Annotated in this window: 16 protein-coding genes; 8 read left to right on the plus strand and 8 right to left on the minus strand. The window is 38.9% G+C overall.

The window, feature by feature from the left end; all coding sequences use genetic code 11:
• Window positions 1-385: 385 nt before the first annotated feature.
• The 3 genes from rpmG to radC all read right to left on the minus strand — a co-directional run bounded on the left by rpmG (window position 386) and on the right by radC (window position 1738).
• The gene (gene rpmG / locus FHG08_RS01230; RefSeq protein ID WP_004587947.1) at window positions 386-541 is read right to left on the minus strand and encodes a 50S ribosomal protein L33; all 156 of its coding nucleotides are present in this window, start codon (window positions 539-541) and stop codon (window positions 386-388) included.
• A gap of 11 nt (window positions 542-552) precedes the next feature.
• Window positions 553-789: a 50S ribosomal protein L28 gene (gene rpmB / locus FHG08_RS01235; protein ID WP_008464111.1), complete on the minus strand. Its 237-nt coding sequence runs from the start codon at window positions 787-789 to the stop codon at window positions 553-555.
• A 274-nt stretch (window positions 790-1063) separates the two neighbouring features.
• Window positions 1064-1738 (minus strand): DNA repair protein RadC, encoded by a 675-nt coding sequence (gene radC / locus FHG08_RS01240; RefSeq protein WP_178956588.1) that lies wholly within the window; start codon window positions 1736-1738, stop codon window positions 1064-1066.
• 141 nt (window positions 1739-1879) lie between these two features.
• Between radC and coaBC the strand changes: the two genes are divergently transcribed.
• The 5 genes from coaBC (at window position 1880) to FHG08_RS01265 (ending at window position 8589) form a co-directional block, all read left to right on the plus strand.
• Window positions 1880-3073: a bifunctional phosphopantothenoylcysteine decarboxylase/phosphopantothenate--cysteine ligase CoaBC gene (coaBC, locus tag FHG08_RS01245; RefSeq protein ID WP_178956589.1), complete on the plus strand. Its 1194-nt coding sequence runs from the start codon at window positions 1880-1882 to the stop codon at window positions 3071-3073.
• 224 nt (window positions 3074-3297) lie between these two features.
• Window positions 3298-3885: a nucleoid occlusion factor SlmA gene (gene slmA, locus FHG08_RS01250; RefSeq protein ID WP_008113236.1), complete on the plus strand. Its 588-nt coding sequence runs from the start codon at window positions 3298-3300 to the stop codon at window positions 3883-3885.
• 262 nt (window positions 3886-4147) lie between these two features.
• The gene (locus tag FHG08_RS01255; protein ID WP_178956590.1) at window positions 4148-6895 is read left to right on the plus strand and encodes a prolyl oligopeptidase family serine peptidase; all 2748 of its coding nucleotides are present in this window, start codon (window positions 4148-4150) and stop codon (window positions 6893-6895) included.
• Window positions 6896-7052: 157 nt separating this feature from the next.
• Window positions 7053-7976 carry a Fic family protein gene (locus FHG08_RS01260; RefSeq protein ID WP_178956591.1) on the plus strand — a complete coding sequence of 308 codons (924 nt, stop codon included), beginning with the start codon at window positions 7053-7055 and terminating at the stop codon, window positions 7974-7976.
• Window positions 7977-8271: 295 nt separating this feature from the next.
• On the plus strand, window positions 8272-8589 hold the full coding sequence (locus tag FHG08_RS01265) for a hypothetical protein (protein ID WP_178956592.1): 318 nt from the start codon (window positions 8272-8274) through the stop codon (window positions 8587-8589).
• 15 nt (window positions 8590-8604) lie between these two features.
• Here FHG08_RS01265 and FHG08_RS01270 read toward each other — a convergent pair whose 3' ends face one another.
• From FHG08_RS01270 to FHG08_RS01290, 5 genes are read right to left on the minus strand one after another with little or no spacing between them, the layout of a single operon-like run.
• Window positions 8605-10023: a TniQ family protein gene (locus FHG08_RS01270; protein ID WP_178956593.1), complete on the minus strand. Its 1419-nt coding sequence runs from the start codon at window positions 10021-10023 to the stop codon at window positions 8605-8607.
• The gene (locus FHG08_RS01275; RefSeq protein ID WP_178956594.1) at window positions 9995-10939 is read right to left on the minus strand and encodes a TniQ family protein; all 945 of its coding nucleotides are present in this window, start codon (window positions 10937-10939) and stop codon (window positions 9995-9997) included. The genes FHG08_RS01270 and FHG08_RS01275 overlap by 29 nt, the downstream gene beginning before the upstream one ends.
• Entirely contained in the window at window positions 10936-12330 is a 1395-nt protein-coding gene (locus tag FHG08_RS01280; RefSeq protein ID WP_178956595.1) for a TniB family NTP-binding protein, read from the minus strand. The genes FHG08_RS01275 and FHG08_RS01280 overlap by 4 nt, the downstream gene beginning before the upstream one ends.
• Window positions 12320-14554, minus strand: a complete 2235-nt coding sequence (locus FHG08_RS01285; protein WP_178956596.1) for a transposase — start codon at window positions 14552-14554, stop codon at window positions 12320-12322. Before FHG08_RS01285 ends, FHG08_RS01280 begins: the two co-directional genes overlap by 11 nt.
• Window positions 14547-15368 (minus strand): TnsA endonuclease N-terminal domain-containing protein, encoded by an 822-nt coding sequence (locus FHG08_RS01290; RefSeq protein ID WP_178956597.1) that lies wholly within the window; start codon window positions 15366-15368, stop codon window positions 14547-14549. Before FHG08_RS01290 ends, FHG08_RS01285 begins: the two co-directional genes overlap by 8 nt.
• Before the next feature lie 426 nt (window positions 15369-15794).
• Between FHG08_RS01290 and FHG08_RS01295 the strand changes: the two genes are divergently transcribed.
• From FHG08_RS01295 to FHG08_RS01305, 3 genes are read left to right on the plus strand one after another with little or no spacing between them, the layout of a single operon-like run.
• Complete coding sequence (locus tag FHG08_RS01295; RefSeq protein WP_178956598.1) at window positions 15795-16034, plus strand: transcription factor; 240 nt, start codon at window positions 15795-15797, stop codon at window positions 16032-16034.
• 32 nt (window positions 16035-16066) lie between these two features.
• A complete protein-coding gene (locus FHG08_RS01300) occupies window positions 16067-18535 on the plus strand; it encodes a type I restriction-modification system subunit M (protein ID WP_178956599.1) in 2469 nt (822 codons plus the stop codon).
• On the plus strand, window positions 18532-19881 hold the full coding sequence (locus FHG08_RS01305; protein WP_178956600.1) for a restriction endonuclease subunit S: 1350 nt from the start codon (window positions 18532-18534) through the stop codon (window positions 19879-19881). The genes FHG08_RS01300 and FHG08_RS01305 overlap by 4 nt, the downstream gene beginning before the upstream one ends.
• Window positions 19882-19888: the final 7 nt, after the last annotated feature.

Genomic DNA, 19888 nt, shown 5'->3' on the forward strand with positions numbered 1-19888 from the left:
ACATCCAACTGATTAGTCCGTGAAGTCATTTAATACTATTTATATTTTCTTTGGTTATACCAATTCGCTTAATTAAGTGGTCTATTTTGAGGCTGGAAAAACGCGTTGATAGCTAGGCAAAAAATTTGCTATTTAGTTGCTCTAAATGAGAATTTTTAACGCAGGCAGCGACACGTTTAGCCCCGCAAAGTGATTAAGTATTATTGCGGATTGATATTACAAACAACGGAGCCGCTATTAAAACAATAAGCCATGGTGCTTAACATAAATTTTTAATTAGATGGACACAATTACGGTAGGTATATTTTCGGTGGTAACAGAGTGAATTTTAAAAACAAAAAACCCAGCATAAGCTGGGTTTTTACATTTCTGAAAGAAAACTAAATTACTTAATTTTAGCTTCTTTGAAAATCACATGTTTACGAGCCTTAGGATCGAACTTTTTGATTTCCATTTTTTCAGGCATGTTACGCTTGTTCTTGTCGGTAGTGTAGAAAAAACCAGTACCAGCAGTTGAAACTAAACGGATCTTATCGCGCATAATTCAGTTCCTTAAACTTTTTCGCCACGAGCACGGATTTCTGTAAGAACCGTGTCAATGCCTTTTTTATCGATAATACGCATACCTTTAGTAGTAGTGCGTAATGTTACAAAACGTTTTTCACTTTCAACCCAAAAACGGTGTGTTTGTAGGTTAGGTAGGAAACGACGTTTAGTCGCGTTTCTCGCGTGTGAACGGTGGTTACCAACCGCTGGACGCTTACCTGTAACTTGACATACTTTAGACATGTCTATATATCTCCAATAACTTCGCTCGAGCTTAATTTTTCCCTAAGGCCATGTATTTGTGCCCTAGAGATAAATCGAAGGGCGCTCTTTATACAGCTTTTACAGGCAAAGATCAAATACTGATCTTATCCAACCAGCTCATGTGTAAATTTTATAGCGGCTAATTATAAAGATCGAATGCCCTTAGGGAAAGTAAAAACTGCATTTAAATTAAACTAATTTGCCAAAACACACTAAACCGCTCATTTTTAGCACATATCTGCGAGCAATAAACTTAAATAAGTCCCCGTTCGGCAAACGAAACACAATTTTCACCACCAATAATAATATGATCCAATACATTTATGTCGACTAATTGCAGCGCTTGGCACAATTTATTGGTAATTAGTTTATCGGCCTGACTTGGTTCTGCAATACCGCTGGGATGATTATGTGAAAAAATAACCGCTGCCGCATTATTTTTTAAAGCCGCTTTGACAACTTCACGTGGATATACACTGGCTGCGTTAATCGTACCATAAAATAAGATTTCATCTTTCAATAAACGATTTTGACTATCAAGATACAACACCATAAACACCTCCTGCTGCAACCCTCGCATTTGCAGGGTTAAATAGTCGTAAACAGCTTGAGGGGAATTAAAAACGGCATCGCGAACAAAGCCTTCTTGCATATAACGCTGACTTAGCTCAAGTACTGCTTGTAACTGTACATATTTAGCTGTACCCAGCCCTTTTTGCGCACAAAACTCATCTATGCTGGCATTAAACAAATTATGCAGGGTTTTATTTTCATTGATCAGATGTTGTGCCAGCTCTATTGCATTCATACCGGGTAAACCCGTACGTAAAAATATAGCCAATAGTTCAGCATCAGAGAGTGCCTTTGCGCCTTTTGCTAGCAGCTTTTCTCGCGGTCTGAGTGAATTAGGCAGAGAGGTTAATTGCATCGTTCATCCTTGAAAGCGGTCAGTATCATATAACTGTAATGCAAAATTAAAAATTAGCGCGATAAAACGCATTTTATCTTAGCTGTCACGCTCAAGATTTGTTATTTTAGCCAGCATATTTTATAAAATTGATGAACAACCATGATTAATTTAACAAATAAAAAAATAGTGCTGGGTATTAGCGGTGGAATTGCAGCCTATAAATGTGCCGAACTCGTAAGACGTTTAAAAGACCATGGTTGTGACGTTAAAGTTGTAATGACTGAATCAGCAAAGCATTTTATTACCCCGCTAACGATGCAAGCTGTCAGTGGTGAAATAGTGTCTGACTCATTACTCGACCCATCAGCAGAAGCTGCGATGGGACATATTGAATTTGCCAAATGGGCTGATTTAATTTTAGTGGCTCCTGCCACCAGCAATATTATTGCAAAAATGGCGGTAGGCATTGCTGATGATCTACTCACTACGTTATTACTCGCAACTCCTGCAAAAGTGGCTGTGGCACCGGCTATGAATCAACAAATGTACGCGCACCCTGCCACGCAAGCTAATATAGCCACTTTAAAGGCTCGTGGCGTTGCAGTTTGGGGGCCAGGCAAAGGTGAGCAAGCCTGTGGTGATGTAGGTGCAGGGCGAATGCTTGAACCGCATGAATTAGTGAGTTTATGCACTGAACCTGCGCAACCACAACTCTTAGCGGGTAAAACCATTACTATTACCGCAGGCCCAACCCGAGAACCTCTCGATCCGGTGCGTTTTATATCAAACCACAGCTCAGGAAAAATGGGTTATGCACTAGCACAAGCTGCTTTATCATTTGGCGCGCAAGTTAACTTAATTTCAGGCCCAGTGACCATTACCGCGCCGCAAGGCGTTAATTTAATTAATATAGAAAGTGCTGAGCAGCTACTGCAAGAATCTCTCAATTACGCCCATCAATCAGACGCCTTTATTGGCTGCGCTGCTGTAGCCGATTACCGCGCAGCGAATATCGCCACGCAAAAAATGAAAAAACAAGGCGATGAACTCACTCTTAGCTTAGTTAAGAACCCAGACGTTATAGCAGCGGTAGCAAACCTTACACAAAGCCGCCCTTACACTGTCGGCTTTGCAGCAGAAACGCAAAATGTTGCTAACTACGCTAAAGGGAAATTGACTAATAAAAACCTCGATATGATTTGCGCAAACGACGTATCGCAAAGTGATTTAGGCTTTAATTCAGAACGTAACGCACTTACTCTTTATTGGCAAAATGAACAACTCGATTTACCTGTGACTAGTAAAACAGAAATAGCAATCAAAGTGATCGAGCAGCTTGCCAAACGATTATAAAAAGGCTGGAAACAAACTGAATAAAACATTAACATGATGACGCCTTGTGACCTTTTAGTGTAATTTTACTTCGCTAATATAGTTTAATGCTTGCGCAGTACCAGAGCTTCACGTAATACGTGAAAATATCGCTTCACTGGTTATTGCCCGCACAAACACTAGGCAGGTAGCTGTGTTATCGCACGTTGATGTAGAAAAAATAACTATTAAAAAAAGGAATGTTCATGCCTGCGACAAAAAAAAGTAATCGCAAAGAGCAAATACTGCAAGCACTCGCACAAATGTTAGAAACCAGCCCTGGTCAGCGTATTACAACTGCCAAACTTGCCGCAGAAGTTGGCGTATCTGAAGCCGCTCTTTATCGCCACTTTCCGAGCAAAGCGCGGATGTTTGAAGGATTAATTGAGTTTATTGAAGATACCCTGCTATCACGTATTAATCTTATTTTAGATAACGAAAAAGAAAGCAAAGCACGCGTATACAATACCTTATTACTGTTGCTAACGTTTGCTGAGAAAAACCCTGGCATTACTCGTATATTAACAGGCGATGCTCTACAAGGTGAGCAGGAGCGACTTCGTGAACGTGTACAAGGCTTATTTGAAAAGCTAGAGACCCAATTCAAGCAAATTCTTAGAGAGCGTAAGCTACGTGAAGGTAAAAACTTCCAAAGCGATGAGCTAACCCTAGCTAACTTTTTGCTTGCCTACGTTGAGGGTAAAATGAATCAGTTTGTGCGCAGTAATTTTAGTGCTCGCCCAAGTGAGCAATTTGAAAAACAATGGCCAGAACTTCAAAAAATTTGGTTATAAGATTCGAAGTAATACCTTGTTAGTGATGCTAACAAGGTATTAAATAAACCACTTCCACTCCTATTTTTCACAGATGCCTACCACCTCGCATCCCGTAGCTCGAAAATTTTACCTTTTACCTTTTACCTTTTACCTTTTACCTTTTACCTTTTACCATTCATTTTTAACCTCTCATCTCTGCCCTGCTACCACTTATCGTATCTACTCGAATTGTTATTAAAACTCGTTACAATAAAATAATGTTAAAAAACGAGAATCTATAATGAAAACACAACTCACTCTTATAGGCTGTGCACTTATTACCAGCTTAACGAGCGCCAGTGCCTTAGCAAATAAGCCATTAGAATTTAAAGATGTATTTGATTTTAAATCTGTAAAAGGCACACAGCTTTCTGAAAATGGTCAAATCCTCTCTTTAAGTGCAACTCCTTATCGTGGCAATGCCACTGGGCAAGTCTACTCGCTAAATAACAACAAGCTTATTGCTGAGGTAGAGCGAGGCACTCGCCCTACAATTAACAAAATGGCGAACTGGGTTGCATTCATCCAAGTGCCTACCCTACTTGAAAAAGAAACCACTAAGAAAAAAAGCGATCTAAAAAACAATCTAGTATTAGTGAATACCCAAACCGGTGAGCAACAACGCTTTAATGACGTAAAAGACTACGTACTCGCTAATAACGGGAAGTGGCTTGCCTATCGTAAAAATGAGAGCACAGACGCGGATGATAAAAACGCCGATAACGATAGCGCTATCCCTGCAGACAAAAAAGATAAAAGCTACCCGCTGGTTATCGTCAACTTAAGCGATAAACGCACCCACACTCTTGAAAGTGCTTTCACCTATGATATTAGCGCCACCAGCGATCAATTATTAGTGAGCCAAAGCTATGTGGATGGCAATAATAATCAAATTACTTTATTTTCACTCAATGATTTTACCAGCACAGCATTAATTGACGAGCCTGGTGTGGTTGCCAACAAAATAGCTTGGCATCCAATCAATAAGAGTGTTGCATTTACTTTAGGTAACTATGTAAACGATGATAAGCGTCGCCGCCAATACGAATTAACGCTTTGGCAGGACGAAACGCTTACCACTGTGCAGTCACCTAACCCAGAATGGTTAATGGGTAAAACTGCGACATTAACGTGGGCCGAAGATGGTACACGCCTATACTTTGAAAACCGCCCAAAACTTGCTGAAAAAGTTAAACAAAAGGAATATACCGATGAGTCGTCATTGTATGACTTTGAGGTTATTCGCGACCAAAAAGGGTTAAATGTATGGCACAACAACGATGCGCAAATTAAACCTCGCGAAGAGCAGCAATGGAATGAAAGTAATAAGAATCGACATTACACGGCGGTATACCATGTAAACTCGCAACAAGTTGTGCAGTTAAGCACACCAAATATGCCTGAGGTCGCACTTAATACTGAACGCGCGGATTCATTATTAGGCTACTCAAATCTAGCCCATCTTGAAAAAATAATGTATGGCGGCTTTTTTGCTGACTACTTTGCGGTTGATATAAAAACGGGTAAACAAACACCTATTATTAACGACTATCCATTTAGACCTAGCCTTGCGCCTAATGGTCAGTTTGCTGCTTACTTTGATAACAACCAAGTACAGCTTAAAAACTTAGGCAATAACAAAGTGAGCGTACTCAGCAAAGCAATTAACGCTACCTTTGCCGATGACAAACACGATTATCCATCTAAGCAGCCTGGCTATGGCTTTGCTGGCTGGCTTAACGATAGCAGCGAAATACTGGTTTATAGTAAATATGATATTTGGTCGTTTAATGTAAATACCAAGCAAGCCAAACGCTTAACTAATGGTAAACAAAGTAATACTCAGTACAGAGTAATCAAGCTTGATAAAAACCAAGTGGGCTTTAACAGCAATGATACTCTTTTGCTCTCTGCAATTAACTTACAAAGTAAGCAAAGTGAGGTGGCTAAACTTAATTTAACAACGCTTAACGTTACTAAAGTACTCACAGGTAATAAGCGTTTTGATGTAATTAAAAAAGCCAAAAATGCCGATAAATACTTATTTACTGAGCAAACCTATCAGCAATTTCCTGATATTTATCAAACAGACTTTAGCTTCAAACAAGCACAACAAGTCACTAACCTTAATCCTCAGGTAACTAATTTTGCTTGGGGAGAAAAGCCTGAACTTATTAGCTATAAAGGCTTTGATGGAGAAGATTTACAAGGGGTATTAATCAAACCTGCCGGCTATAAAAAAGGCGATAAAGTACCGGTTGTGGTGTACTTTTACCGCTATATGAGCCAGCGTATGTACGATTTCCCTAAAATGGAATTAAATCATCGCCCTAACTTTCCGATGTTTACATCAAATGGCTACGCCATCTTTTTACCTGATATTCGTTTTGAAATAGGTCATCCAGGTAAGTCTTCAACTCAAACCATGATCAACGCCACTCAAAAGCTGATTGATTTAGGCATTGCCGATGCTAATAAAATAGGGTTACAAGGCCATTCATGGGCGGGTTATCAAAGCGCGTTTATGATCACTGAAACTGATATGTTTAAAGCTGTAGTTTCGGGTGCGCCAGTGTCTAACATGACCAGCGCCTACAGTGGCATTCGCTTAAAGTCAGGGCTTGCTCGCCAATTTCAATATGAAACAGGGCAAAGTCGCATTGGTAAAAACTTATTTGAAGCCCCTGAGCTTTATATTGAGAACTCGCCAGTCTTTTTTGCGGATAAAGTAAATACCCCGATTCTGATTATGTTTGGTGATAAAGATGATGCTGTGCCATGGCATGAAGGCGTGCAATATTACTTAGCACTACGCCGTGCGGGTAAAGATGCTACATTTTTACAATATGAAGGTGAGCCACATCACTTAAAGCAATTCCCTAATCAGGTAGATTTCTCAGTACGTATGATGCAGTACTTTGATCATTACTTAAAAGGCAAGCCAGCCGCTAAGTGGATGAACGAAGGTGAAGCGTTTATCGAAGAGTAACTAATAAACCGGCGCTATTTGGCGTCGGTTTAACATTTAAAACCAGTAATTAAAGACTATGTAAAGTTTTAAATAAATACTAAATCACTATTAAAACTGACTTTTATATTCAGTTCGCGTATTCTAATCTCCTGATTTAAATAACCTCTATAACGAAATGAGCAACGCCACTCCCCCATTTTCAATCTCAGCCAGCATGACTCACAGCATTGCAAATATTAGTGAAGCTTTAGGTAAAATCAGTGCCTTATATTCGCCAGCAACTATTGAGCACTATAAGCAACAAAAACTCACCTCTATACAAATGAAAAACTCTGAATTTCAATTTACAGTATCTGACCTATCAAGCCCAGATAGCTTATTAGCTCTGCATCGCAGCTTAATGAAAGATCAAAGTGAAAAGTCAGGCCGTTATAGGGAGCAAGGTCTAGCGTTAAAAAATGGCTTACAAATGGCACCACAGGCAATTCGAGTGCCACAAATGGTAGAAGAGCTATTTGCGTGGTTTAATACAACTAACCACCACCCTCTAATCAGTAGTGCAGTATGCCATTATGAATTACAGTTTATTCAACCGGTTGCACAGGGTAATACTGAGTTAGCGTGTGTGTGGCAAACCCAACAATTATCACAATGGCATACGCTGTTTTCATTGCTAAACATTCATAACTTAATAGCGGCAACACGCCAACGATACTTTGAAAGCATTAACCTAAGTACCAAAACCGGTGACTCATCCGTGTTTATTGAGTACATGTTAGAGACATTACTTTCAGCATTAGATATTTTAGAAAGTGATTTAAAATCAATAACAAAAAGCCAAACCCCACAACAACCCCCTCAAGTTAAAAACACTATACACTTAGACATACAAGCCCCCCAAGTCATCGCTTTAATAAATGTATTTAACCAAAGCGAAAAACCATTAAACCGACAAGAGCTACAAAACCAGCTAGGGTTAAAAGATCGAAAACATTTTAGAGAGCGCTATTTAAAACCTGCAATTGATGCAGGCATAATCGAAATGACTATTCCCGAAAAACCGAATAGTAAAATGCAGCAATATAGACTTAAAAGTTAGAAATAAAAAATGCCACTTAAGAGCTTAAGTGGCAGGTTTAATAAGCCGCGCTGAGCGACTTTTTTGTATTCTGCTATTAAAAAATGAGACAAAGGGTTGCTCAAACCCTAGTTTTTAACCTTTAAAAAATCAAAAACCTGACATTATAAAAAGAGGCAAGAAATATAGAATTTTTTTGTGTCATAAATCTTTGCTCTCGCCCTGCAAAAAGTCACGATTAGATCCATGCTTTTGCTATAGTTTTAAAAGACTATTTTTTATCATACGTTACCATATCCATCTACAGGTAATGCTTATGAACACCATAATAACTGATTGGTTTTTTGTCACCATCATGGATAAAGATCAACATATAGGTGATGTTATTTGGGGAATAGTAGAGGAAGACAATTCTTACCGCTTTTTTAAAGGGGATTATGTATCTACCAGCCGAGTTGTAGAAATTAATTATGCCAACAGATTTGCTAAAACTTGCTCTGGAAGTCTATATCAGCTTCAAGGAAATGGAAAAAAGGCCATCATAGACATTGATGACTTTGAATTACTAAGATCTGGTTTCAGCCCGATACAAATTAGAGCCTTAAACAAGGTAGGCTCAAGATTCCCTCATTAGTTGGGATTCATAAATTTACGGGCGTTTTCGTTTTGACTTTGGGGGAATTGGCGAAGTTTTAGCTGGCAAAATGTCTTCCAACATTAGCTTGTCATGATTGTAAATCATAAAAAACTCAGCATTGTAGTGTTTTTTAATGTCTTTTCTAAGCCAATCAGGATGGGCTTTCACTGCCGATTTTAATACTGTTAGTGCAGAATCAAGTTTTTTTTGATGTCTCAATTTTTTCCGCCACAAACTCAAGCCTTTAGTACGGCAGAAAATATGCTCAATAGTTGATGGTTTTAGCGATAGTTGAGTAGATATTTCTTCTATCGTGTATCCATAAAAACCTTTAATAACCACTTTCCTAATTATTTCATCAGGCAAATGCATTGAGTTTGATTCGTGGTGTATTCCATTTAACTCCAGTAACTTGCGGATATAACAACGACTGATACCCAAAGTTTTTTCAATTAAATTCATACTTTGCCCCGCCTCCGCTAACTTCAAAATATCCTTATCAAAGTTACTTTTTGAGTTGCAGGTAATATTGGGGTAATGACATGATTCCTTCTTCAAGTTTTCCATCCAGCATAAAACTAAGAAATACTTTAATGGGTGGGCGGGAGTTCTCGTTTTTACTCGGAGCATAGGTCCAACAAAATCAAACGATTGGACTGAGATGGGTATGCCTAATGGTACATTAGCACTCAATCCTTTCCAAAACCTCCTCAACTCTGTTGTTAACTGTTCATACTTCAATTGACCTGATTGAGTAATAAACCCCAACGTTTTTAAGTTTTGAGTTATTACATCAATAGATTCACGTTGAAAGTGCTCTTGTTTATACTCTTGAAACTTTCTAATCGAAAATTCAGAAAACAAAACATCTACTCTGTTTGCTTTTTGACTATCGCCCACAAATAAGGGGAGTGACAGACGCCTATCTAAATGCAAATCGTCATTTCTTATCCCCTCCAACAGGCAATGGTGAATTACACATGCTGTCATTCCGGGTATTTGGTGTTCTATATGCCAGTAACTTGTACCATATGTTATTAAGTCATGGCTTGCACATTCTGGGCAATATTTGTGACCTGCGAATAGCTTTAATCCATATTGTGGTGTCATAGATAAATGAAATGGCGAGCCTTTCTCACCGAGAATTGAACGATAAAGTTTACTAGATTGCGGTGACTTCAGAGTTGCATCAAAAATAGGGAACAACGTTCTGTTATTTATGGTTAGATGTAATGACTCTTCAAAATAGTGAGCAAATTTTTCGAGTGCATTTGGCAAATAGGGATGGATGCGTTTCTTATTTACGTCAAAAACATTTGAAACTAGTGTGTTGTGATTAAAAAGGCCAGATATAGCATGATATCGAGATACCACACTATATACTGTTTCACCTTCAAACATTTTAAAAACTGGCAATAAGCTCATTGGCATACTCTTTCTCTAAGCCCAACTCCTTTCTTTTCCAAAATAGAGCGACTAGCCAAAATACAGGGTCAACATACTTACTCGTCGCACCGCTAGCTAAAGCATTTACTATTTTTCTTTTATGACAACCGTGAGGCGACGAGTAGTAACTAAATAAAGATGACAAAAAGCTTGCCCCTAGATCGACTTCTAGCTCTATCTCAAGTGTGTCCGTAAGAGATTTATCAGGCTTTATCGACTTGCTATCTGAACCACATATTTTCCAAAACTCACTTTTTAACATAAAGAGACGTTCGCTATCCTTTGATGCTAAATCATATAAATTGGAACAGAACTCACTAAACAAATAATGTGTAGGGGTGGTTGTCTCCAATAACAGTTCCCAATCATCCACTTGATGAGGTAAGTGCAAGGAGTCTAAGGTTCGTCCTTTTTTTTTGGGAACGAGCAAGGGAGTGGCATGCTTATTACAGACGCTGACACCGTGAAGTTGATGTTTCACGTGCCAATATGATGCACCATATATATTAAGATCTTCTTCTATACAGTTAGGACAAGCTTTCCAACGAACCACGTTGCTAGTCACTCCAGAATTGTGAACTCCATGAAGTTTTGCAGGAACTTGAGTTAGATGAATCCGACTTTTGAAGTATTTATATCTATCATGGTCTATGGATAAAACCCAAAGAGGAAACTCAGTTGCTTGCTGTGCAATTTGGGGATTATCAAAGGTGCGAGCATTCAGCTTGCAAACCTTTTGACAAGATTTTGATAGCGGTATATTCGTTTGTAGTTCACTAGCCTTGACCCCGAACTCTTTAAAGTATGTATGCTTTTCTGGTGCTCCAGATAACCAATAGCGCCTTAGCCACCAACTATAAATGTGCTCACCGGGTAAAATTGATAAGTAAAATGGGATCATAGCGGTACGTACGCCCCATCTTCGTTGTATTCAATGTCACTCACTTCTATCAACATATCTTTTTCAAGACGTTTTAAAATTCGAGCTTCTGTTTGGGTTGGCGTGTATTCCGGCAAATATATTTTAATTTCGTTAAGTAGCTCTTTAGCTAACTTTCCTTTTGGTTTTTGACTTGCTGCACATTTAAACAGCTTTTTTAAAGTTGGCTCTATTGCTTTTTCTATTTGATCTTTTAAATTAAAAATGTCGTCGAACAAATCATTCATTCCTAATTTAAGAGCCAAAATAGCTGGTTTAAGTAGCTTAAATTTAGTGTCGTAAACGTGCTTTAAATCTTCAACGGTAATAGAGTTCTTTTGATTTCTTATCGCATAAACATTGGCTTGAGAAATCAAATGAAAAAGGCAGTGCGGTACGCCTCGTGTGCACTCGTAAATAGCATTTCTGATGTCATCAGTTAATTCTAGAGGACTAGGTATTAATTGATAAGACCATGCGTATTCAACCAATAGTTCCCAGTCTTCTTCGTCTTGCTGAAAGTTGATTAAGTCAACTGGAAGCCCCAATCTTCGCAAATTACTAAATTCAGTTTTAAATGTTTTTATTGCCTTGGTTGTTCCTATGTTGATAACGGGAATTTTGGCAATATTCGTCATGTCCTGCATCAAACGGAATATTTTTTCTTTGTCTCCGCCACTAGCAAAAGATAGATTCTGTACCTCATCAAATATAAGTAGTCCTAAACCCAAACTTGAACAGGCGGCAACGATATTGTCGATTGTATCTTCGACCTTTTTGCCTTTAGTAATTTTAAAATCTTTACTCCTACCATCTTTTGTGAATTTATCTATTTCACAAATTATTCTTTTACAAACCGCATCAGGACTAGCATTTGGTGGAATATCAACTTTGAGATAGACAATCTGCTGAAAGTCCAGACCGTATTTACCGCTTTTTGTATGCGAGTGACTTTGTTCAAATACACCTAATATTGTATCCATAAGCGTTGATTTTCCCGTGCCTGAAAGTCCAGTAAGAATCATGCATTCAGAGGATGTTTTCTTTATCTTTATTTGCTTTGTTGATATCAGATTGTTGTACCTCTGTTGCTCTTCAGATAACGGGTTACGAGACATAAACCCGGCCATTAAAACATTGTAAAGGTCACAATATGTTTCGTAGTACATACCAGTGGGTGAAACAGTCTTCATTAAAGAAAGTGCCTCTAACTCTTTGTCATAATCAAGATATTCGTCAATATCATCGGGCACCGTAATTTCGTCAGTTACCAGCTCCTCAAACTCAGCCTCGCTTAATCTGGGGTGAATTGCTTCTGCTAACGGGTTGCCCCGTAAGCTTCGTGTTTTAATGTTTTGATAATTAACTGTCATTTTTTTTACCTCTATTATTAGTTTTCTCTCTATTCTCCCGTATTCTTCTAGCGCGAGCAGACTCAATAGGTGCGCTATTGTTATCCGTTAATCTTGATTGACTAGTCTCAACTTCTTGTACTTCAACTAATCGATATTGATCAGCTAAGTACATAGAATGCCTAGCCTGATCTTGTTCTATTTCGCGTTCGATATGAACGTTACGATGTTCTTTGATGGGTTGAGTATTTGCGTCATTGACCGTGATTTTTTCCTGCTCCAACCTTGCATTAGCTTGAAGGTCTTCGATCAAGGCTCTGGTTTTACCTTGCTTAGCTTTATGGTTTTTTATTATTTGCTTGTTTTCTTCATGAATGATGTCTTGTTCAGCTTCAATTTCTTCAACAGAAACATGTTTAAACAGACTTCCATTTTGAATTGCAGGTTGAAAACCATCAGGTGTTTCAATAAATATTACGTCCATTGAGTGACGCATATAGCGACACGGTAGTTTTGGTGAAGTCCCTCCTTTTTTCTGATATTCATTAGCTTTGGTCCATTCGCACGTATATTTTTGTTTGAACCCTTTGAGCGAAATATGAGTTGGCAAACATGTCACCTCTCCTACTTCGAGCAAGCTACCATATAGCTCGAAATCATTAACATGCTTTAAATAACCAGCTCTATTTCGCTTGTCCCAATCCCAAACCTGACCGGGAATTTGTTTTACACCATCCATGTACATTTCTTTAGAGAGTTCTATTCCTTTATTTAACGAGTAATTGTTATAAATGATGATGTAAGTGATCAAAATTTGATAAAGCTCATTTATGTTTAATAAAGCTTTTTGTCTCAATAACCTTTTTATGTGCGATGGAACGTTGTTTGGGCTATATCCGTCAACCTGCCCCTTAACAGCATCATGTAACAGCCGAAAGGCTCTCTCAACCAACCCCTTATCGTGAGAATGACCTTCTTGATTAAATTGAACAGAAATATGCGCATCTCTCGAATAGCACCTAGACAATTCTGCTGCCATTTCTGCATTATCACAGCCAATATTCCTGCACTTGCCTTCTTGTTTCCAATCGTTAGGCCCTATTTCAATACCTACCTCTTTGCAGAATTGCTGTTTATTCCTAAATGTATTGAACATAATTGCTCTTGCCGTATCGGCAGAAGGATTTTTTAGTGTGATATACAAACCTACGAAAGTACGAGAACTCATATCACGAACGACATATACAGTTGCTTTACCTACTCTCCTTTTTCGCGTTGGGTCAAACTGACAAACCAGTTCGACGTCATACGGGGTTTCGTCAACCTGATAGTAGTAACCAATACCTTTGTCATAGTAATAATGTAGTGTCCCTTCAAGCGCTGTGTGGTTTTTAGCTACTTCCGCTGAACGTCCCTTAGCTTTATCTATTTTTTTCTTATTTTTGTTACGGTACTTTCTGGCAATGTTTCTAAATTGCCACTCAGTAATTAATCGATCTTCACCCCATCGCTCATATGATCGCCTTTTTGTTTCAGGGTTATAGCTTTGGTAGCTATAAGATTCATCCAGACATTTTTGATAGACCGTATCCAAATACATTGATGGATCACTTTTTTTATAATGCTTGTTCAGTGCAGCAATAACATTACGCTCATCTTTTTCTGTGGCAACGCGCCCGAAACCTGAGTTAGGTCCCGGCTTTGAAGTGTAATTTCTATTAATAGTTTGGCCTGTCCCGGGAGAACGTAAAAATATGTTGGGGTTACACCCTGAACGAAAGTACTTCCAGAGATCTCGATACACTTGTGCTCTGGAGCATGTTTTATCACCAGCTTTCATGGCCTGCTTAATCAATCCTTTGCCATAAGGATCAATAACAAATTCTTCTAAATTGTCTAAAATAGGTCGAAGTCTTTCGACTTTTTCATCCCTCTTTTTCTTCTGATGTTCAAGCACAAAAGAGTCGGGAATAGTCATGTATTTTGGCAACCCAAGTGTTCCTAATACTATTGCCCCACTCAGAATGCTTTCTTTAATTTCCGCATAGCTTAAATTGGCAGGCTTAATGTCCTTTTCTAAATTCATCGCAAATAAGCGATCAGTACTAGAGTCTGCAAAAATAATTGTATGCGGCTCTGTAATAGATGAGCCTATATGTTCTAAATCAGCGGGGAATAAAACTGCACCAATTTCAATGCCGTCAACATCTGTATCAGAACATACTGCAAGCTGGGTACTAGACATTTAAACTAGCTCCAAGCTCAGAGAGAGAAAGTCTGTAGTTAAGCTGCTTACGCAAATCTACTTTTAGATAACGATGCCAAAAAGCGTGTTGCAAAAGCGATGTAGCTTCTTCAAAACTAACCCCAAACAGTGACACTGTTTTATCTAATAGGTGGGTAATTGGCTTCATATTGAATTTAAGCCATTGATTAACAACAAATATTATCCACTGATTAAACAAGGCAGTTAGTTCATCACTCAACTTCAAGTCGGCAACTATTTTTTCAAGATTCTCAGTATAGGTATTTTTGATTTGAGCACTTCTAACAAGATGCCAAGGAGTATTTTGAGTTGCCCAAAATGCTTTTTCTATTTTTTGGTTGTTTTGAAACTTTTCTTTTAGTTCACCGTCTTCAAAAGCTTTTTCATCTTTTACCGAATAGACCACAGGCTTGCGATAAATGGTATCGCAAACAAAATCACTAGTTACTACCGTCGCAACATTGTCGCTGTAGGGGTACGTCGGATGTCTTAAACCTAGCTCTTTCGCGATAAATTGAGTTTTTTCTACCTCAAGTAAAGGGTATTGCTCTTTGATTGAGGTAATACGAGAATCAAACAATAGAATAAGGTAATAAAAGCTTTCATTAAGCGATAGAAAATTTCTATCCTTATGCGGATTCTCAAAATCTGGTGAACGATTTTTGGAGCCTTCAGATTTTACATCTTGTGTTGTAAGGAAAGAGTAATATCCATTTCCCTGTGCATTTTTTTTCTTCCATTGGTCTACCCATCCATCTCTAATTTTTTCGGTTATTTCATTTCGCTTTTTCATTGCTTAGTCATCTCTAAAATTCGTTTATTTTTTAGAAATAGCAGTTAAACATGTGGTTTGCAATTAGGATTCTTAAATATAAACTATTGGTTTTTATATATATTTTTATGTTTATTAATTAATCAGTAGAGATTTCATCAACTGTAAAAAACATATAGTTTTAAATTTTTCAATGACATAAATAAGCATAATTAATACTGTCTCTTATACACATCTGACGCTGCCGACGATCGCATAAGTGTAGATAGGCTCCGGTCTCGTGGGCTCGGAGATGTGTATAAGAGACAGACAATAATTAGTTATATGCAAACCCAGTTATGTAACAAACAAATCTAAGCCAAAAGACGCACTGTCAGGCAAATACCCTTGCTTATTTATCTAATTTATATAAATTAGATAAATCACCATTAAAAGAAGAATAGTCTTATGAACGAGCAAGCGATCTTCGACCATATCAAACAAGCATTAGATGATGCGCCACGCAACCAGTACACCACTGAGTTGCATCTGCAAATGATCAAATACGCAGATAGCTTAAAAAGCATGACGGCAAAAGAGTTTTGCGAAGGCGTTAGCCTTAAGCCCAGCTTTGGCACTGAATTTTCTAAAATGCGTAATCTCACACACCGTTTAAAAGCCGCAGGCTTAAACACCGACTTGCTCTAACTTCACAAGCACAAGGATTTAAAGGAACAAACATGGCAATTAAAAAGACAGAACTTTATTCATCATTATGGGCAAGTTGTGACGAACTACGTGGTGGTATGGATGCCAGCCAATATAAAGACTACGTACTGACTATGCTTTTCATGAAGTACGTCAGTGATAAGTACAAAGGCGACCCATACGGCATGATTGTCGTGCCAGAAGGTGCTAGCTATGACGACATGATAGCCGCCAAAGGCGATAAGGAAATTGGCGATAAAATTAATAAGATCATCGCTGCGCTTGCAGAAGAAAACGACCTTAAAAGCGTGATAGACGTCGCCGACTTCAATAACGAAGATATGCTGGGTAAAGGTCAAGACATGGTAGACCGCCTCACTAAATTAGTCGGTATATTTCAAGACTTAGACTTATCTTCTAACCATGCTGGCGGTGACGATTTATTAGGTGATGCTTATGAATATTTGATGCGTCATTTCGCTACTGAATCTGGTAAATCAAAAGGCCAGTTCTACACGCCATCTGAGGTTTCTCAAATACTCGCTAAAGTGGTGGGCATTAAAGAAGATACGCCACAAGATGCAACTGCGTACGACCCTACCTGTGGTTCAGGTTCATTGTTATTAAAAGCCAGCGACCAAGCAGAGCGAGGTTTAACCCTTTACGGGCAAGAAAACGACAAGGCCACTAGCGCACTTGCCCGTATGAACATGATCTTGCATAACAACACCACTGCCAAAATATGGAAAGGCAACACACTTGCCAACCCACAGTGGAAAGATGCCCCTAACCAATTAAAAACTTTTGATTTTTCGGTTGCCAACCCTCCATTTTCAAATAAAAACTGGACCAGTGGCTTAACCCCAGAAAACGATTTATATAACCGTTTTACATGGGGCATTCCGCCTGAGAAAAATGGTGACTACACCTTCTTACTGCACATTATCAAAAGCTTAAAAAGCACAGGTAAAGGCGCGGTGATCTTACCGCACGGTGTATTATTCCGTGGTAATGCAGAAGCTACTATTCGTGAAAATCTCATCAAACAAGGTTATATCAAAGGCATTATTGGCCTACCCGCAAACTTGTTTTACGGAACTGGTATTCCTGCCTGTATTATCGTGATTGATAAAGAGCACGCGCAAAAAGCGGTGACGAGCTTCAACGAGGTTGATGCTGAGTTACCAACCGTATCAGGTCGCCCCATCTTTATGATTGATGCCAGCAAAGGCTTCATCAAAGATGGCAATAAAAACCGCCTGCGCAGCCAAGACATTCATAAAATTGTTGATGTGTTTAACAAAGGCATAGAGTTAGAGCGTTTTAGCCGTTTAGTGCCCATTGATGAAATTGCCGCTAACGACTACAACCTTAACATCCCGCGTTATATCGACTCATCTGAGCCAGAAGATTTACACGATTTAAGCGCTCACCTGCAAGGTGGCATTCCAAACCGTGACATTGATGCCCTTGAGCATTACTGGCAGGTATTCCCAAGCATTCGCGCTACCTTGTTCACTCATTTGCGTGACGGATACAGCCATGCACTGGTTGAAGCAAGCCAAGTAAAAAGCACTATTTTAGCACACCAAGAATTTAAAGACTTTGCTGCCCGTAGCCTATTGCCATTCAAACAGTGGATACCTGAAGCTAAGCTTAAAGAAATCAAAGTAGGCGATAACCCGAAAAACTTTATCTTTAACATTTCAGAGAACTTGTTAAATAGCTATGCCAATAGCGACCTATTAAGCAAATACGATATTTACCAAATCCTAATGGATTACTGGGCTGATACCATGCAAGACGATGTGTATGTACTGGTACAGGACGATTGGCAAGCAGGTAAAACCCTTCGTGAGTTAGTGGCTGCCAAGGGCGAAAAACTCAAAGAAACGCCAGATTTAATCATCAACAAGAAAAAGTACAAAGCCGAGCTTATTCCACCTAGCTTAATTGTTGCCCGTTATTTTGCAGATGAAAAAGCGCAAGTTGATGCCCTGCAAGCTAAACAAGACGAAGCTACTCAAACACTTGAAAGCTACCTAGAAGAACATGGTGGTGAAGATGGCTTATTGGTTGAGGCCCTCAACGATAAAGACAAAATCACCAAAGCCAGCGTTGCCGCTAGAACAAAGCTTGCTACTGATGCTGATGAAGTGAAAGCACTGAAACAAGCAACTAAATTGTTTAATGCCGAAGCGGCTGCGAAAAAAGCAGTGAAAGAAGCCCAAGAAGCGCTCGATTTAGCCGTATTCAATCAATATCCAAAACTCACGATTGATGAAATCAAAACCCTGATTGTCGATGACAAATGGCTAGCCACACTGCAAGCCAATATCATTGCTGAAATTGAGCGCGTTACCCAACAAATGGCAAACCGGGTTAAGCAACTGGAAGAGCGCTACAGCGCACCACTACCAACCCTTTCTAAATCGGTTGATGACCTTAACGATAAAGTCGCAGGCCATTTAAAAGCGATGGGCTTGGAGTGGTCGCTATGAGCGTAATAGATCAGAATATTCCCAAAGGATTTAAACAGACTGAGGTGGGTATTCTTCCTCAAGAATGGCAGATTTTAACTATTGATGAAGCAATATCATCTAAAATGATTCTTGATCAAATGGATGGCAATCATGGAGAACTTTACCCCAAAAGCCATGAATTTAAAGATGACGGTATTCCATACGTTGGTGCGACAGACTTTTACTCAGGTAAAATTGATTATAAACACTGCAAAAGACTTCCTATAAAAAGGGCTAAGTTATTTAAGAAAGGAGTGGCAAAGGATGGTGACGTTTTATTCGCTCACAATGCCACTGTAGGACCATCATCTTTAGTAGAAACGTATGAAGACTTCATAATTATTAGTACTACAGCCACTTATTATCGCTGTAACGGTGAAGAAATTAAAAATACGTATTTATTAAACTTTTTTAGGTCTAAGCTGTTTGAAAGTCAATATTCTTCCGTGATGTCGCAGTCTACGCGCAATCAAGTACCCATTCTGGCACAACGAAAGTTTTATTTGGCACTTCCTCACATAAAAGAACAAACCGCTATTGCCAATGCGTTGTCCGATGTCGATGCGCTATTAACGGAATTGGAAAAACTGATCGCGAAAAAACAAGCGATTAAAACCGCCACCATGCAGCAATTGCTGACAGGCAAAACCCGTTTACCTCAGTTCGCCACTTTCACCGAAGGCGAAAAACAGGGTCAACCAAAAGGCACAAAACCCAGCGAACTAGGCGAAATCCCTGAGGATTGGGAAGACTTAGCTCTGGGTGATGTTGTATGTTTTGTTGGTGGTGCGCAGCCAGAAAAAAATACATTTTCATATAAAGAACAAGAAGGCTATGTAAGATTAATACAGATTAGGGATTACAAGTCCGATAAACATAAAGTATACATCCCATCATCTTTAGCAAAGAAAACATGTAGTGCTGATGACATCATGATTGGTCGATATGGGCCTCCAATTTTTCAAATACTACGAGGAATTGAAGGGGCCTATAATGTTGCCTTAATCAAAGCGATTCCAAATGAAAAAATTCATAAAGAGTTTTTATATCATTTCTTAAAAAGTGATTCTTTATTTGAGTTGATGGACAACCTTTCACAAAGATCATCTGGGCAAACTGGTGTTGAGCTTTCCGCTTTAAAAGCTTACCCAATAGGTTTACCAAATATAGAAGAACAAGCTGCAATCGCCACCATCCTCTCGGATATGAATAACGAAATCCAAACCCTTAAACAGCGCTTAGCGAAAACCCGCCAAATCAAACAAGGTATGATGCAAGAGCTACTTACAGGCCGCACTCGTTTACCATTTGATAAAGAACAATAAGGAACAT

This window comes from Pseudoalteromonas sp. Scap03, assembly GCF_013393115.1.
Taxonomy (GTDB): Bacteria; Pseudomonadota; Gammaproteobacteria; order Enterobacterales; family Alteromonadaceae; genus Pseudoalteromonas.

Excerpts from the sequence above, each read along its gene's own strand:
- radC (WP_178956588.1), bottom strand. The coding sequence starts at position 1,738 with ATGCAATTAACCTCTCTGCCTAATTCACTCAGACCGCGAGAAAAGCTG.
- FHG08_RS01280 (WP_178956595.1), bottom strand. The coding sequence starts at position 12,330 with ATGACAGTTAATTATCAAAACATTAAAACACGAAGCTTACGGGGCAAC.
- FHG08_RS01295 (WP_178956598.1), top strand. The coding sequence starts at position 15,795 with ATGAACGAGCAAGCGATCTTCGACCATATCAAACAAGCATTAGATGAT.
- FHG08_RS01275 (WP_178956594.1), bottom strand. The coding sequence starts at position 10,939 with ATGATCCCATTTTACTTATCAATTTTACCCGGTGAGCACATTTATAGT.
- FHG08_RS01255 (WP_178956590.1), top strand. The coding sequence starts at position 4,148 with ATGAAAACACAACTCACTCTTATAGGCTGTGCACTTATTACCAGCTTA.
- rpmB (WP_008464111.1), bottom strand. The coding sequence starts at position 789 with ATGTCTAAAGTATGTCAAGTTACAGGTAAGCGTCCAGCGGTTGGTAAC.
- FHG08_RS01270 (WP_178956593.1), bottom strand. The coding sequence starts at position 10,023 with ATGCCAATGAGCTTATTGCCAGTTTTTAAAATGTTTGAAGGTGAAACA.
- FHG08_RS01290 (WP_178956597.1), bottom strand. The coding sequence starts at position 15,368 with ATGAAAAAGCGAAATGAAATAACCGAAAAAATTAGAGATGGATGGGTA.
- slmA (WP_008113236.1), top strand. The coding sequence starts at position 3,298 with ATGCCTGCGACAAAAAAAAGTAATCGCAAAGAGCAAATACTGCAAGCA.
- FHG08_RS01305 (WP_178956600.1), top strand. The coding sequence starts at position 18,532 with ATGAGCGTAATAGATCAGAATATTCCCAAAGGATTTAAACAGACTGAG.
- coaBC (WP_178956589.1), top strand. The coding sequence starts at position 1,880 with ATGATTAATTTAACAAATAAAAAAATAGTGCTGGGTATTAGCGGTGGA.
- FHG08_RS01265 (WP_178956592.1), top strand. The coding sequence starts at position 8,272 with ATGAACACCATAATAACTGATTGGTTTTTTGTCACCATCATGGATAAA.
- FHG08_RS01260 (WP_178956591.1), top strand. The coding sequence starts at position 7,053 with ATGAGCAACGCCACTCCCCCATTTTCAATCTCAGCCAGCATGACTCAC.
- rpmG (WP_004587947.1), bottom strand. The coding sequence starts at position 541 with ATGCGCGATAAGATCCGTTTAGTTTCAACTGCTGGTACTGGTTTTTTC.
- FHG08_RS01285 (WP_178956596.1), bottom strand. The coding sequence starts at position 14,554 with ATGTCTAGTACCCAGCTTGCAGTATGTTCTGATACAGATGTTGACGGC.
- FHG08_RS01300 (WP_178956599.1), top strand. The coding sequence starts at position 16,067 with ATGGCAATTAAAAAGACAGAACTTTATTCATCATTATGGGCAAGTTGT.